A 13,910-nucleotide genomic window follows, 5' to 3' on the forward strand; every position below is an offset into this window, starting at 1 on the left:
CTGAACACCGCGCTTCGTAAGCCGTTGTGCCGTGTCAGTGGAGGCGCATTATAGGGAGTTCTTTCCGGCTGACAAGCGCTAATTTAAAAAAAATTATCGTTCGCATTAATTTTCGTCAAATCGCTGTTATTCACGCCGATTTGGTGGGTAACTGAGCAAATTCCTGCGCAAAACGCGCCACCTGATGCCAGTCGGTGTACTCCACCTCTTTCGTCTTGTCCGTTTCCCCGCCCGTCATGCGCATAATCAACTGAATCATCACCCGGTCAAACCAGCGATAGCGTGGATAGCGCAGCGCGCCAGCGAACACGGCGCAGCAATCAGGCTGCCAGGGCGACTGCTGTAAGAACTTACGCGTATAGGCATTAGTTTGCGGAGAACGTTTCTCCGGCTTACGCGCAGTCAGGTTCACGCAGAAGAAGCCGCTCGCACGCTGCTGTAGTTCACGCAGATGCGCCTTAACGAATTTCGCGACCGCCGGATGGAAATGGCCATAGCGGATCGAGGCGCCAATCAGCACGCGATCGTATTGCAGCCAGTCAACGGACCCGGCATGCAGAATATTGATAACGTCGCACGCCTGCTGCGCTTTTATCTCGCTGGCAATATAAGAGGCGATTTCGCGCGCTTGCCCGTCGCGGCTGGAAAAGAGAATCAAGGCTTTCATCGTTACATCCTGTTTTGCTTATTCACGCCAGAAGGTCGGCGTAAAGAGGACTAATAAGGTAAACACTTCAAGACGTCCAAACAGCATGGTCGAGATCAGGATCCATTTCGCCACGTCATTCATCGACGTAAAGTTGTCCGCCACTACGCCCAGTCCTGGCCCCAGGTTATTCAGGGTCGCCGCAACGGCTGCAAACGCAGAAAAGTCATCGACGCCGGTCGCGATAATCGCCAGCATGCTGATCAGAAACACCAGCGCATAGGCGGAGAAGAATCCCCATACCGCTTCCAGAATACGCTCCGGCAGCGCGCGGTTGCCGAGCTTGATGGTGTAGACCGCATTTGGATGCACCAGACGCTTCAGCTCGCGCGAACCCTGCTTGCACAGCAGCAGAATACGGATCACCTTCAGACCGCCGCCGGTAGAGCCCGCCATTCCGCCAATAAAAGCGGAGCAGAGCAACAGCACCGGTAAAAACAACGGCCAGCGTGCAATGCTGTCGGTAGTGAATCCTGCCGTGGTCGCCATCGATACCACCTGGAAAAAAGCCTGATTCAGGGTTTGCCAGCCGCTGGAGTAAACGTTGTGGAACCAGAGCACCAGCGTGCAGATAATGACCAGCGTAAGCTGCACGCCGATAAAGGTGCGAAACTCCGGATCGCGCCAGTAGACGCGTAGGCTGCGATTGCTGAGCAGCGAAAAGTGCAGGCCGTAATTACAGCCTGAAATCAGCAGAAAGATACCGATGATAGTGTTGATGGTGCCGCTATTGAAATAGCCGATACTGGCATCATGCGTAGAAAAGCCGCCAATGGCGATGGTCGAGAAGCTGTGTCCTATCGCATCGAAGAGCGGCATGCCCGCCAGCCAGAGCGCCACGGCGCAGGCTATTGTCAGCAATACGTAGATAAGCCACAGCGTTTTCGCGGTTTCGGCAATACGCGGTCGCATCTTATTGTCCTTCAGCGGCCCCGGCATTTCCGCGCGGTAAAGCTGCATGCCGCCTACGCCCAGAATAGGGAGAATCGCCACCGCCAGCACAATGATCCCCATCCCCCCCAGCCACTGCAGCATCTGCCGATAAAACAGAATGGCTTTAGGCATCGTATCGAGCCCCACAAGGGTGGTTGCGCCGGTTGTCGTCAGACCGGAAAAGGACTCAAAGAAAGCGTCAGTCACGGAGAGATGCGGCTGCTCGGCGAAGATAAAAGGCATCGCCCCCACGCTGCCCAGCACCGTCCAGAAGAGCACGACGATTAAGAAGCCTTCGCGCGGCTTCAGCTCGGTACGCTGTTTGCGGTTCGGCCACCACAGCAGCGAGCCGATCGCCAGCGCCATCAAAAAAGTCTGGCTAAACGCGCGCCCGGCGCCATCGCGATAAATTAAAGCCACCAGCCCCGGCACGATCATGGTTACGGAAAAGAGAATGACCAGCAGACCGACAATGCGAGTAATGGCGCGAAAATGCATTCAGCCGTTCCTTAGAAATGAGTTGTCATGGTGTTAAAGGGTCGAGGCTCAGCGCGCCCCGGCTAAAGTCAGAAAGCGTCTGTTTGAAAGCGTCAATGTGCGCATAGGGTAGCGCCAGCGTCAGAGCGATACGGTCCAGGTAAACAACCTCATCGATGCGGCCGTCGAACCTGGCCAGCAGGCGTTCGATATCGCCTAACTGAGCATAATCGCACTTTAGCTCATAGCGTTTCACAGGCACTTTGCGCATGCGCGCCAGCTGCTTAAGCCCTTGCTGAACGCCGCCACCGTAGGCTTTTACCAGTCCGCCGGTGCCCAGCATAACGCCGCCATAGTAGCGCACCACCACGGCGGTGATCTCGCCGATATCCGCGCCCATCAGCTGCGCCAGCATCGGTTTGCCCGCCGTACCGGAGGGTTCGCCGTCATCTGAAAAGCCCAGCTGCTGCGAATCCTGCGGCGCGCCCGCAACCCAGGCCCAGCAGTGATGACGCGCGTCGGGATGTTCGCCTTTCACCTGCTGAACAAAGGCGCGCGCCGCCTCCACGCCGTCGGTATGGGCCAGCAGCGTGATAAAGCGGCTTTTCTTAATCGTCTCCTCGCTGATGCTGACGGCATCAGCGGGAATATCGTAAGCGTCCATCAGGCAAGGTGCAGATCGCGCGTCATGTTCTCAATACGGTTCGCATGGATCACGACGTTATCTTCAATGCGAATGCCGCCGTAGGGCTTCAGCGCATCAATCGCTTGCCAGTTAAGGTATTGACTGAACGGATCTTCCCGCAGCGGCGCCAGCAGCGACTCGATAATATAGAAGCCCGGTTCGATGGTCAGCACCATGCCTGGCTCCAGCACGCGCGTGCAGCGCAGATAAGGATATTGCGCCGGGGCCGCCAGATGCGTGCCCGCCTCATCCTGCATAAAGCCTGCGACATCATGCACCTGCAAACCGAGCGGATGCCCCAGCCCGTGCGGCATAAAGGGTCCGGTGATGTTTTCCGCCACCAGCGCCTCTTCACTTATCCCTTGCGCCAGCTCGAATTTCAGCAGCAGCTTAGCGATGCGCTGATGCATCTGCAGATGATAGTCGGTGTAGCGAACGCCCGCTTTCAGCGTGCCGATCAGCGCCAGCTCCTCGCTGTTCATCGCCGCGACCAGGCTGGCATAAAGCGAGTTCTTTTGCGCCGCATAGCTGCGCGTTAAATCGGCGGCATAGCCGAGATATTCGGCGCCCGCGTCAATCAGAAAGCTGTGGCGTTTCGACGGTGGCTGGTGATCGAGGCGAGTGTAATGCAGTACAGCGGCGTGCTCGTTAAGCGCAATAATATTGCCGTAGGGCACATCGATATCGCGATGGCCAGTCGCCGTCAGGTAAGCCTGATTGATATCGAACTCGCTCAGACCAGAGAAAAACGCCTCTTTAGCGGCGCGATGCCCGGCGACAGCCAGCTTTTGCGCCTCGCGCATACAGGCCAGCTCGTAATCGGTTTTGATGCTGCGATGGTAGTGCAGAAAATCGATCACCGCTTTCGGGTTAATGTTATCGGCGCTGATGCCCAGCTGCGCGGCGCGCTGCACGACTGGACCGATATAGGCGACCTTATCGCGCTGCGCGGGCAGCAGCTGAGCAATCTCATCGGCGCTTTTCAGACCCATTACCTCAACGGCCTCAGTCCAGAAGCTGTTCGGTAACGGCTCAACGTTATGCCAGTAATCGACCGGCGAGTAGAACCAGAGTTTGGGCTTATTGACCCCGTCGATCCAGAGCCAGCAGTTCGGCACCTGCGTGACCGGCACCCAGGCTTTGAACTGGGGATTCACCTTAAAGGGATAGTCATGATCGTCGAGAAAAACCGTCAGTAATTCGCCGGAGTGAATCAACATCGCATCCAGTTTATTACGTGCCAGCACCTGCTGCGCCCGCTGTTGCAGCGTAGCGATATGCGTCTGATACAGCGTTTTCATTGAATCCATTGCTCGCTCTCCCGTGTCGCGAAAATCGCCGCAGTGTAGCACAGCCGCAGCCTGAACGCCGCGTTGCAGACGCTGTGATCCTGTTAGCAAATAATCAAACTTTGGTTTGCAAAAAATTAACACGAATCCCACACTCCTGATCATCTGGTACGACCAGATCCCCTTTCGCGATCAGGAGACGCACATGCTCTACCAAGGCGATACCCTTTCACTGCGCTGGCTTGAAGACGGCGTCGCTGAGCTGCAGTTCAACGCCCCCGGCTCAGTCAATAAACTCGACACCAAAACCGTCGCCAGTTTTGGCGAAGCGATTAGCGTGCTGGAGCAACAGACCGCACTGCGCGGCGTGCTGCTGAGTTCGGCTAAACCCGCCTTTATCGTCGGGGCCGATATTACTGAATTTCTCTCGCTGTTCGACGCACCGACGGAAAAGCTCAGCCAGTGGCTGGCCTTCGCTAACAGCATCTTTAACCGGCTGGAAGATCTGCCGGTGCCGACTATCGCCGCTATAGATGGCTACGCGCTGGGCGGCGGGTGCGAATGCATCCTGGCGACCGATCTCCGCGTCGCCACTCCCGGCGCGCGTATCGGGCTGCCGGAAACCCGACTGGGCATCATGCCCGGCTTCGGCGGCAGCGTACGCCTGCCGCGCCTGCTGGGCGCAGATGCCGCGCTGGAGATCATCGCCGCCGGAAAAGAGGTCGACGGCGTTAGCGCGCTGAAGCTCGGGCTGGTCGATGCGGTGGTCAGCAGCGACAAACTGCGCGATGCCGCGCTCGCCATGCTGAAAGACGCCATCGAACAGGGCGGCTGGCAGACGCGCCGCGCGCCAAAACTGGCGCCGCTGCGCCTGAGTCCCATCGAGGCGGCCATGAGCTTTACCGTTGCCAAAAGCGTCGTGCTGCAGACCGCAGGCAAACACTATCCTGCGCCGCTCGCCGCGGTAAAAACCATTGAGGCCGCCGCCGCGCTGGGACGGGACGATGCGCTGAAGCTGGAAACCGCCGCTTTCGTGCCGCTGGCGCAGAGCGATGAGGCGCGCGCGCTGGTCGGCATTTTCCTTAACGATCAGTACGTCAAAGGGCTGGCGAAAAAATATGCCAGCGCCAGCAGCACGCCTGAGCAGGCGGCAGTACTGGGCGCGGGCATTATGGGCGGCGGCATCAGCTATCAGTCGGCGTGGAAAGGCGTACCGGTGAAGATGAAAGATATTCAACCGCAGGCGCTGGCGCTGGGCATGAGCGAAGCGAGCAAGCTGCTGAATAAACAGCTGGAGCGCGGCAAGATCGACGGCGCCAGGCTGGCCAGCACCATTGCGATGATTCAGCCCACGCTCGACTATGCCGGTTTTGAACGCGCCGATATCGTGGTCGAAGCGGTAGTGGAAAATCCGCAGGTCAAAGCGAAAGTGCTGGCGGAAACCGAGCAGCATCTGCGCGCGGATGCGGTACTCGCTTCTAATACCTCCACGATCCCCATCAGCCAGCTGGCGCAGGCGCTAACACGCCCTGAGAATTTCTGCGGCATGCACTTCTTCAACCCGGTGCCGCGCATGCCGCTGGTGGAGGTGGTGCGCGGCGAGAAGAGCAGTGACGCCACCATCGGCAAAGTGGTGGCCTGGGCGAGCAAAATGGGCAAAACGCCGATCGTCGTCAATGACTGCCCCGGCTTCTTCGTCAACCGCGTGCTCTTCCCCTATTTCGCCGCGTTCGGCCTGCTTCTGCGCGACGGCGCCGATTTCCGCCAGATCGACAAAGTGATGGAGAAGCAGTTCGGCTGGCCGATGGGCCCGGCCTGGCTGCTGGACGTGGTCGGCATCGATACCGCGCATCACGCGCAGCGCGTGATGGCGGAGGGTTTTCCGACGCGCATGCAGAAAGATTACCGCGACGCTATCGACGTGCTGTTCGAAGCCGAGCGCTATGGCCAGAAGAACGGCAAAGGCTTCTACCGCTGGGAGACGGATCGCAAAGGCAAAGCGAAAAAAACGAACGATGCAGAGGTGGACGCGCTGCTTAACCCGGTATGCGCCTCTACGCGCGTCTTCAGCGACGAAGAGATCCTCAACCGCATGATGATTCCGATGCTTAATGAAGTCGTACGCTGCCTGGAAGAGAACATTATCGCCTCTCCAGCCGAAGCCGATATGGCGCTGGTCTACGGGCTCGGCTTCCCGCCCTTCCGCGGCGGCGCGCTGCGCTATCTCGACACGCTCGGCAACAGCAACGTCGTAGATCAGGCGAGACGCTACAGCGATCTTGGCGCGCTTTATCAGCTGCCTGAACTGCTGTTGCAGAAAGCGCATCGACGCGAAAACTGGTATCCGGCGGTTAAACCCATCGACGAAGCGGCGCTGCAAAGCGCCTGAGGAAAGAAAATGGAAAATGTGGTGATTATTGATGCGCTCCGCACGCCGATGGGCCGCTCCAAAGGCGGCGCCTTCCGCCAGGTAAGGGCGGAAGACCTCTCCGCGCACCTGATGCGCGAACTGTTAAACCGCTATCCGGCGCTCAATCCCGCGAGCCTGGATGATGTGGTGTGGGGCTGCGTGCAGCAGACGCTGGAGCAGGGATTCAATATTGCGCGCAACGCCGCGCTGCTGGCGGAAATCCCCCATCGCGTTCCGGCGACCACCGTCAATCGCCTGTGCGGCTCATCAATGCAGGCGCTGCACGATGCGGCACGGGCCATCATGGTAGGCGACGCGCACGCCTGTTTAGTCGGCGGCGTTGAACATATGGGACATGTGCCGATGAGCCACGGCGTCGATTTTCATCCCGGACTGGGCCGTACGGTGGCTAAAGCGGCGGGCATGATGGGTCTGACCGCGGAAATGCTGGCGCATATGCATCATATCAGCCGCGAGCAGCAGGACGCCTTCGCGCTGCGCTCTCACCAGCGCGCCTGGGCTGCAACGCAGCGCGGCGACTTTTTGCGGGAGATTGTGCCGACCTACGGACACGACGCCGACGGCGTGCTGAAACGCTACGACTATGACGAAGTGATCCGCGAGGAGACCAGCCTCGAAGGGCTGGCGGCACTGAAGCCGGCGTTCGACCCGGTCAACGGCACGGTCACGGCGGGCAGCTCATCGGCGCTCTCCGACGGCGCATCCGCGATGCTGGTGATGAGCGAGAGCCGCGCGCGCGAACTGGGCCTGACGCCGCGCGCGCGTATCAAAAGCATGGCGGTCATCGGCTGTGACCCGTCAATTATGGGCTACGGCCCGGTGCCCGCCAGCAAGCTGGCGCTGAAGCGCGCCGGATTAAGCGTGGAAGATATTGAGGTATTCGAGCTGAATGAAGCCTTCGCCGCGCAGACGCTGCCCTGCATTAAAGATCTCGGTTTGCTGGAAAAGCTGGACGACAAAGTGAACCTGAACGGCGGCGCGATTGCGCTCGGGCATCCGCTCGGCTGTTCCGGCACGCGCATCAGCACCACGCTGCTGAATATTATGGAACGACGCGATGCCCAGTTCGGCCTTGCCAGCATGTGCATCGGCTTAGGCCAGGGCATCGCAACCGTATTTGAACGTCTGTAATACGTTGATTATGTTGGTAGTTTGTTCCCGCCTGTCAGGGGCGGGTTTTTTCTGCCTGCGGCGCCTTAAATAAAGGCGAACGCGTCACCAAACATCTGCGTCTCTTTTGCGCCGCGCTCGACGCAGAAGCGGTCGCGCGCGATCTTCGCCATCTCAAAGCGTCCGGCGATATAGATATCATGCTCCGCCAGCGTGGCGTAATCCTGCATAACAGCAGTCAGCACCGTACCAGAACGTCCCTGCCAGCCCTCTTCCGGCTGCTCGACTACCGGCACCACGCGTAAATTCGGGTGCTTCACCGCCAGCGCCTTGAGCTCATCCAGATCGTAAAGGTGCTGCAGTTCGCGGCCGCCCCAGTAAATGGCGATATCGCGATCCGGCTGCTGCGCCAGCGCGGTCAGCAGGATTGAGCGCGCATAGGAAAAACCGGTGCCGCCAGCGATCAGGACAATCGGGCGCGTGCTATCTTCCCGTAGCCAGGCGTCGCCGTGCGGAATATCCACGGTGATCTGACGATCGTCGCGAATGCGATCCATCACCGCCATGGCGTAGAGATTAAGATCGGAAGCACCGATATGCAGCTCGATAATATCCTTTTCCATCGGCGTCGAGGCGAGCGAGAACGGGCGCTTGTCGCGTTCGTCCATTACCACCATCAAATACTGCCCGGCGCGAAAGGTAAAATCCGCTTCGGGGATCAGGCGAACGCGATATACGGTATCGGTAATCGCTTCAACCGAGGTTACTTTACAGCTTAAGGTTGTCATGCGTTCCCTCTGTCGGGTCGTCATTAGGGTTGTGCTCGCCGTCAGCGCTGCGGCGGCGGGTTAAAGATGCCTAAGTCATCCCAGATCGCGTCGATGCGCGCCGTCACGGCGGGATCTTTCACGATCGGACGTCCCCACTCGCGCTGGGTCTCGCCCGGCCATTTATTGGTCGCGTCCAGGCCCATCTTGGAACCCAGACCGGAAACCGGCGAGGCGAAATCCAGATAGTCGATAGGCGTGTTCTCTACCAGTACCGTATCGCGTGCCGGATCCATACGCGTGGTAATGGCCCAGATCACGTCGTTCCAGTCGCGTGCGTTAACATCGTCGTCACACACAATAACAAATTTGGTGTACATGAACTGCCGCAGGAATGACCAGACGCCGAACATGACGCGTTTGGCATGACCTGCATACTGTTTCTTCATCGTCACTACGGCCAGGCGGTAAGAGCACCCCTCCGGCGGCAGATAGAAATCCACGATCTCCGGAAACTGCTTAATCAGGATCGGCACCAGCACTTCGTTCAGCGCGACGCCCAGCACCGCCGGTTCATCTGGCGGACGGCCGGTATAGGTGGAGTGATAGATGGCGTTCTGCCGCTGCGTGACGTGCGTGACGGTGAAAACGGGAAAGTTATCAACTTCATTGTAGTAGCCCGTATGATCGCCATACGGCCCTTCCGGCGCCATATCGCCCGGCTCAATATAGCCTTCCAGCACGATCTCCGCGCTGGCGGGCACTTCCAGATCGTTGGAGAGACACTTCACCACTTCGGTTTTGTTGCCGCGCAGCAGGCCGGCGAAAGCATACTCCGACAGCGTGTCCGGTACCGGCGTCACCGCGCCGAGAATAGTGGCGGGATCGGCGCCGAGCGCCACCGACACCGGGAAGCGTTCGCCGGGATGCGTCTGGCACCACTCCTGAAAGTCGAGCGCGCCGCCGCGGTGGGAGAGCCAGCGCATAATCAGGCGGTTTTTGCCAATCACCTGCTGACGATAGATGCCCAGATTTTGCCGCTCCTTGTGCGGGCCACGCGTGACGGTCAGCCCCCAGGTAATCAGCGGCGCGGCGTCGTCCGGCCAGCACTTCATAACCGGAATGCGCGACAGATCAACCTCATCGCCGCTGAACACCACTTCCTGACAGGGCGCGTTGCGCAGCCGTTTGGTCGGCATGTTCAGCACCTGTTTAAACTGCGGCATTTTGTCGAACAGATCGCGAAAGCCTTTCGGCGGCTCCGGCTCTTTCAGAAACGCCAGCAGCTTGCCGACTTCGCGCAGAGCGCTAACCTCTTCCTGGCCCATGCCCATCGCCACGCGTTTCGGCGTGCCAAACAGGTTGCACAGCACCGGCATGTCATAGCCTTTAGGATTTTCAAACAACAGCGCCGGTCCGCCAGCGCGCAGCGTGCGGTCGGCGATTTCCGTCATTTCCAGTTCAGGATCGATAGACTGGCTAATACGCTTCAACTCGCCGCGCTGTTCCAGCAGGGTGAGGAAGTCTCGTAAATCGTGATATTTCATGCGGCCTTCGCTTCCAGCCAAAGTGAATCGGCCATTATAGGGCCGATTCTTAAGCCGTGTTGGATTTTATGCGGCAACCTCAGTTGCAGCGAAAAGGAACCAGCGCCTGTAGCGCCGAGACGTCGCGATAAGCCTGGATCGGCTGTTCGTGGCGAAAAACTTTAAAGTCTTCGTCGCGCACGCTGAAGTAAGAGAGCTGGTTTTCATGCACATGCAGGAAGCTGCCTTCGCGCAGCGCAATGACCGACTCCTCAGGATTGACGGCGCAAAACTCCGCCAGGCGTTCGTCGCGCGTTTCGCCCATATGCCCGCTGGCATGCGCATCAAGATAGTGTGGGTTGATCTGGAGCGGAAACAGGCCCAGCGCAGGCAAGACCACACTACTGCGCACCGGCATATCATTAGTGGTGCGAATCGACGGCGTCGCCACGTTGCAGCCGGCGCTCCAGCCGACGTAAGGCACCGCCCGTTCGCGTACAGCGCGCTGGATCGCTACGATCAGGCCGGTCTCGTGCAGCATCTGATTGAGCAGCCAGGTATTGCCGCCGCTGACCAGAATCAGTTCGGCCTGCTCGATGGCCGCCACCGGCGTAGCGAAATCCTGCACGCAGCGAACCGCCACGCCCAGCGACGCGCTCAGCTCGGCGGCGCGCTGTTGATGGTCACCGCGAATAATGGCGTACGGCACCAGCACCGCAGAACGGATACCGCGCTGGGCGATCATCGCGTGCAGCTGCGGCTGCGCATAACCCAGCAAAGGCGCATCGTCAGCCAGCTTGCCGTTGCTCAATAAAAACAGTTCCATCAGCAGATCCTTTTCGCAAACGTGATAAGCACCGAGTCTGACCCAGCGCACCGCCGCTCGTCAATTATCCTTCTTGCGGCGGGCTGTTTGCGGAAACCTCAGCCAGTTTGCCCGCCCCGGCATCTTTCCGCGCTGCGATGCGCTATAACTCTGGCAGCAGGTTTGCTATTCTTAGCGTCCATTCAATGGGAGCATTTATGGAATCCTGGTACTTACTCTATTGCAAACGTGGACAGCTGTTGCGCGCGAAAGAGCATCTTGAGCGGCAAGAGGTGCATTGCCTCAGCCCAATGATCGCTCTGGAAAAAGTGGTGCGCGGCAAACGGACCACCGTGAGTGAGCCCCTGTTTCCTAACTACCTGTTTATCGAATTCGATCCGGAAGCGATTCATACCACCACCATCAGCAGCACGCGCGGCGTCAGCCACTTCGTGCGCTTCGGCACGCTGCCCGCGACGGTGCCTTCAGCGGTCATCGAAGCGCTGCAAACCGACGCGCCGCAAACGCTGATCGATCCGGAAACGCCGCAGGTCGGCGATGAGGTCATCATCACCGAAGGAACCTTTGAAGGCCTGCGCGCCATCTTCGCCGAACCAGACGGCGAAACCCGCTCTATGCTGCTGCTTAACCTGCTGAATAAGCAGGTGATGCGTAGCGTAGACAACAAGCAGTTCCGCAAACTTTAAGCCAGGCGGAACAGCGCACGCGCGTTGCGATCGACCTGCGCCGCCAGCGCATCCTGCTCTTCCCCGCGCCACTTCGCCACCTGCTGCACGATATGCGGCAGAAAACAAGGCTCATTACGACGTGACGCGGGCCGTGGATGCATATCGCGCGGTAGCAGATAAGGCGCGTCCGTCTCCAGCAGCAGACGATCTGCTGGAATCAGCGGCAGCATGTCGCGCAGCGCCATGCCACGTCGTTCATCGCACACCCAGCCGGTAATGCCCACCGACAGCCCCATCGCCAGACAGGCCTCCAGCTCCTCGCGCGTGCCGGTAAAGCAGTGCACCACCGCGCCCGGCAGCTTCGGCAGCCAGGGCGCCAGCACCGCCGCAAAACGATCGTGCGCCTCGCGGCAGTGGAGAAATACCGGCATATTCAGTTCGGCGGCCAGCGCCAGCTGCGCGTCAAAAGCGTACTCCTGCTGATCGTGCGCGGCGAGGTTGCGGTTGAAATCGAGCCCGCATTCGCCAATCGCCACCACCTGCGGCCGCTCTGCCAGACGACGCAGCGTATTGGCCGTCTCATTCGACCACTCACTGGCGTGATGCGGATGCACGCCCGCCGTAGACCAGCAAAAGTCGGGCTGGCGCTCCGCCAGCCGCTGCGCCTGCTGGCTCTCCAGCGCATTGGTCCCGGTTATTAATATGCCGGTGACGCCCGCTTCGCGCGCGCGCTTTACCACCTTGTCGCGGTCGGCGGCGAATTGCGTGCTGGTCAGGTTTACACCGATATCAAACATAATTTTTCCCATAGCTTATTAAACAAAAACCGCCCAGATGGGCGGTTCGGTAACAGGTTCTACCCGCCAGGCGCGGGAAACATAATCAGAGCGGATCAGGAATCGGTATGCTGTTCCTCTTCTTCCTGCGACCGCCGTCCCTTCCCGACGTAGTAACGGGAAAAGAATACGCCGACTTCAAACAGGCAGTACATCGGAATAGCGAGCAAAGTTTGCGAGAAAACGTCCGGCGGTGTGAGCAGCATCCCAACAACGAACGCGCCGACCAGGATGTAAGGACGTTTCTTTTTCAAATCTTCCGGCGTGGTAATGCCGGTCCAGCAGAGCAGCACAATCGCCACCGGCACTTCGAACGCCACGCCGAACGCCATAAACAGCGTCATCACGAAGTCGAGGTAGTTAGTGATATCGGTTGCGATAGTCACGCCCTGCGGCGCGGTTTTAGCAAAGAAGCCGAACGCCAGCGGGAAGACGATAAAGTAGGCAAAGGCCACGCCGACGTAAAACAGCAGGGTGCTGGAGAAGAGCAGCGGCATCACCAGCTTACGTTCGTGACGATAGAGCGCCGGGGCGACGAAAGCCCATACCTGATAGAGAATGACCGGCACCGCAAGAAAAACCGACACGATGATGGTGAGCTTAATCGGCGTAAAAAAGGGCGACGCGACATCGGTAGCAATCATGCTGGCGCCTGCCGGCATCTGGCTGATCAGCGGCGAGGCGACCAAATGATAGATGTCATTGGCGAAAGAGATCAGCGCCAGGAAAATCACAAACACCGCGATAATGCAGTACAGCAGACGCTTACGCAGCTCAATCAGATGGCTGATAAGCGGTTGGGTATCTTCAACGGCCATGGTTATCGTTCATCATTTGCAGAAGAGGTTGTTGCCGGACTGCGCGACGCGGCCGGTTGCGGGTTAACAACCGGCGCTTGCAGGTTCGCATCGGTTTTAGCGGGGTCAGCGACATCTGGCGTCTGCGCCGGGGCGCTGGCCTGCGTGTGGGCCGTCGCGGGCGTCACGGACTCAGCCGCGCGCTGCTGCTGCGGCGCATGAATGGTATTGGCTTCGTCCTCGGCTTTCTCGATGTCGATGCTCTGCTGAACCGAACGCTTCATTGAATCGGCGGTTTTACGCAGCTCTTCCATTGACTCTTTCAGCTCCGGCGACATGGTGCCGCGGCTCGCCTCTTCCACTTTTTTCAGGCTGTCCTGCAGCTCCTGCAGTTTCAGCTCTTGCGCCAGCTCATGCTGCACGTTGGCGGCCAGCGAGCGCATCGCCCGAATCCAGCCGACTACGGTTTTTACCGCAACCGGTAATCGTTGCGGGCCGAGAACAATCAGCCCGATCACGAACACTAATACCAGTTCACTAAAACCAATGTCGAACACGGTTTATACCTGCTTGTCGTTTTTGGCTTCTTCTTTGTTAGCCGGAGTTTGCTGTTTGTCCGCCAGCGTTTTAGCGCTAAAGTCAGCGTCCTGCGGCGGGTTTGGTTCGTTCTTTTTCTCTTCTTCATCGCTCATGGCTTTTTTAAAGCCCTTGATAGAAGAACCAAGATCGGAACCCAGGTTTTTTAACTTATTGGTTCCAAACAAAAGAACAACGATGACGGCAATGATTAACAATTGCCAGATACTGATACCGCCCATGAGATATAGCCTCTGATGTTGCGAGATATTGAGAAGAATAA

The 13,910-nt window shown here is 58.6% G+C and carries 14 protein-coding genes; 3 read left to right on the forward strand and 11 right to left on the reverse strand.

Annotated features, from left to right (window positions below; genetic code table 11):
* Nucleotides 1-130 precede the first annotated feature (130 nt).
* From hemG to pepQ, 4 genes are read right to left on the reverse strand one after another with little or no spacing between them, the layout of a single operon-like run.
* Nucleotides 131-667: a menaquinone-dependent protoporphyrinogen IX dehydrogenase gene (gene hemG / locus EKL29_RS19220; RefSeq protein ID WP_120457858.1), complete on the reverse strand. Its 537-nt coding sequence runs from the start codon at nucleotides 665-667 to the stop codon at nucleotides 131-133.
* Between the two features lie 18 nt (nucleotides 668-685).
* On the reverse strand, nucleotides 686-2,137 hold the full coding sequence (gene trkH, locus EKL29_RS19225; protein ID WP_126690464.1) for a Trk system potassium transporter TrkH: 1,452 nt from the start codon (nucleotides 2,135-2,137) through the stop codon (nucleotides 686-688).
* Nucleotides 2,138-2,162: 25 nt separating this feature from the next.
* Nucleotides 2,163-2,780 carry an IMPACT family protein gene (locus EKL29_RS19230; RefSeq protein WP_120457861.1) on the reverse strand — a complete coding sequence of 206 codons (618 nt, stop codon included), beginning with the start codon at nucleotides 2,778-2,780 and terminating at the stop codon, nucleotides 2,163-2,165.
* A complete protein-coding gene (pepQ, locus tag EKL29_RS19235) occupies nucleotides 2,780-4,111 on the reverse strand; it encodes a Xaa-Pro dipeptidase (RefSeq protein WP_126690465.1) in 1,332 nt (443 codons plus the stop codon). The genes EKL29_RS19230 and pepQ overlap by 1 nt, the downstream gene beginning before the upstream one ends.
* 184 nt (nucleotides 4,112-4,295) lie before the next feature.
* Between pepQ and fadB the strand changes: the two genes are divergently transcribed.
* Together fadB and fadA are read left to right on the forward strand one after the other, a co-directional pair.
* Complete coding sequence (gene fadB / locus EKL29_RS19240) at nucleotides 4,296-6,479, forward strand: fatty acid oxidation complex subunit alpha FadB (protein WP_126690466.1); 2,184 nt, start codon at nucleotides 4,296-4,298, stop codon at nucleotides 6,477-6,479.
* Nucleotides 6,480-6,488: 9 nt separating this feature from the next.
* Complete coding sequence (fadA, locus tag EKL29_RS19245) at nucleotides 6,489-7,652, forward strand: acetyl-CoA C-acyltransferase FadA (RefSeq protein ID WP_120457867.1); 1,164 nt, start codon at nucleotides 6,489-6,491, stop codon at nucleotides 7,650-7,652.
* Nucleotides 7,653-7,717: 65 nt separating this feature from the next.
* Here the strand turns inward: fadA and fre are convergent, their stop codons facing one another.
* The 3 genes from fre to pepE form a co-directional block, all read right to left on the reverse strand.
* The gene (gene fre / locus EKL29_RS19250) at nucleotides 7,718-8,419 is read right to left on the reverse strand and encodes an NAD(P)H-flavin reductase (RefSeq protein WP_126690467.1); all 702 of its coding nucleotides are present in this window, start codon (nucleotides 8,417-8,419) and stop codon (nucleotides 7,718-7,720) included.
* A 41-nt stretch (nucleotides 8,420-8,460) separates the two neighbouring features.
* On the reverse strand, nucleotides 8,461-9,945 hold the full coding sequence (gene ubiD / locus EKL29_RS19255) for a 4-hydroxy-3-polyprenylbenzoate decarboxylase (RefSeq protein WP_120457872.1): 1,485 nt from the start codon (nucleotides 9,943-9,945) through the stop codon (nucleotides 8,461-8,463).
* 79 nt (nucleotides 9,946-10,024) lie between these two features.
* Nucleotides 10,025-10,750 carry a dipeptidase PepE gene (gene pepE / locus EKL29_RS19260; RefSeq protein ID WP_120457874.1) on the reverse strand — a complete coding sequence of 242 codons (726 nt, stop codon included), beginning with the start codon at nucleotides 10,748-10,750 and terminating at the stop codon, nucleotides 10,025-10,027.
* Nucleotides 10,751-10,947: 197 nt separating this feature from the next.
* Here pepE and rfaH point away from each other — a divergent pair, with 197 nt between their 5' ends.
* The gene (rfaH, locus tag EKL29_RS19265; RefSeq protein WP_081137977.1) at nucleotides 10,948-11,436 is read left to right on the forward strand and encodes a transcription/translation regulatory transformer protein RfaH; all 489 of its coding nucleotides are present in this window, start codon (nucleotides 10,948-10,950) and stop codon (nucleotides 11,434-11,436) included.
* On the opposite strand, the gene tatD is transcribed toward rfaH, so the two are convergent.
* The 4 genes from tatD to tatA all read right to left on the reverse strand — a co-directional run bounded on the left by tatD (nucleotide 11,433) and on the right by tatA (nucleotide 13,869).
* Nucleotides 11,433-12,215 carry a 3'-5' ssDNA/RNA exonuclease TatD gene (tatD, locus tag EKL29_RS19270; RefSeq protein ID WP_120457876.1) on the reverse strand — a complete coding sequence of 261 codons (783 nt, stop codon included), beginning with the start codon at nucleotides 12,213-12,215 and terminating at the stop codon, nucleotides 11,433-11,435. The two genes, rfaH and tatD, sit on opposite strands and share 4 nt — an antisense overlap.
* A gap of 95 nt (nucleotides 12,216-12,310) precedes the next feature.
* Nucleotides 12,311-13,072: a Sec-independent protein translocase subunit TatC gene (gene tatC, locus EKL29_RS19275; RefSeq protein ID WP_120457877.1), complete on the reverse strand. Its 762-nt coding sequence runs from the start codon at nucleotides 13,070-13,072 to the stop codon at nucleotides 12,311-12,313.
* Between the two features lie 2 nt (nucleotides 13,073-13,074).
* Nucleotides 13,075-13,608, reverse strand: coding sequence for a Sec-independent protein translocase protein TatB (tatB, locus tag EKL29_RS19280; RefSeq protein ID WP_120457879.1), 534 nt, complete (start codon nucleotides 13,606-13,608; stop codon nucleotides 13,075-13,077).
* Between the two features lie 3 nt (nucleotides 13,609-13,611).
* Nucleotides 13,612-13,869, reverse strand: a complete 258-nt coding sequence (tatA, locus tag EKL29_RS19285) for a Sec-independent protein translocase subunit TatA (protein WP_120457881.1) — start codon at nucleotides 13,867-13,869, stop codon at nucleotides 13,612-13,614.
* Nucleotides 13,870-13,910: the final 41 nt, after the last annotated feature.

This window comes from Pantoea sp. YU22 (genome assembly GCF_003970755.1).
Lineage (GTDB): Bacteria > Pseudomonadota > Gammaproteobacteria > Enterobacterales > Enterobacteriaceae > Pantoea > Pantoea piersonii.

What these genes read in the sequence shown, in the direction of transcription:
- hemG (WP_120457858.1), bottom strand. Translation starts at nt 667, where the DNA reads ATGAAAGCCTTGATTCTCTTTTCCAGCCGCGACGGGCAAGCGCGCGAA.
- trkH (WP_126690464.1), bottom strand. Translation starts at nt 2,137, where the DNA reads ATGCATTTTCGCGCCATTACTCGCATTGTCGGTCTGCTGGTCATTCTC.
- EKL29_RS19230 (WP_120457861.1), bottom strand. Translation starts at nt 2,780, where the DNA reads ATGGACGCTTACGATATTCCCGCTGATGCCGTCAGCATCAGCGAGGAG.
- pepQ (WP_126690465.1), bottom strand. Translation starts at nt 4,111, where the DNA reads ATGGATTCAATGAAAACGCTGTATCAGACGCATATCGCTACGCTGCAA.
- fadB (WP_126690466.1), top strand. Translation starts at nt 4,296, where the DNA reads ATGCTCTACCAAGGCGATACCCTTTCACTGCGCTGGCTTGAAGACGGC.
- fadA (WP_120457867.1), top strand. Translation starts at nt 6,489, where the DNA reads ATGGAAAATGTGGTGATTATTGATGCGCTCCGCACGCCGATGGGCCGC.
- fre (WP_126690467.1), bottom strand. Translation starts at nt 8,419, where the DNA reads ATGACAACCTTAAGCTGTAAAGTAACCTCGGTTGAAGCGATTACCGAT.
- ubiD (WP_120457872.1), bottom strand. Translation starts at nt 9,945, where the DNA reads ATGAAATATCACGATTTACGAGACTTCCTCACCCTGCTGGAACAGCGC.
- pepE (WP_120457874.1), bottom strand. Translation starts at nt 10,750, where the DNA reads ATGGAACTGTTTTTATTGAGCAACGGCAAGCTGGCTGACGATGCGCCT.
- rfaH (WP_081137977.1), top strand. Translation starts at nt 10,948, where the DNA reads ATGGAATCCTGGTACTTACTCTATTGCAAACGTGGACAGCTGTTGCGC.
- tatD (WP_120457876.1), bottom strand. Translation starts at nt 12,215, where the DNA reads ATGTTTGATATCGGTGTAAACCTGACCAGCACGCAATTCGCCGCCGAC.
- tatC (WP_120457877.1), bottom strand. Translation starts at nt 13,072, where the DNA reads ATGGCCGTTGAAGATACCCAACCGCTTATCAGCCATCTGATTGAGCTG.
- tatA (WP_120457881.1), bottom strand. Translation starts at nt 13,869, where the DNA reads ATGGGCGGTATCAGTATCTGGCAATTGTTAATCATTGCCGTCATCGTT.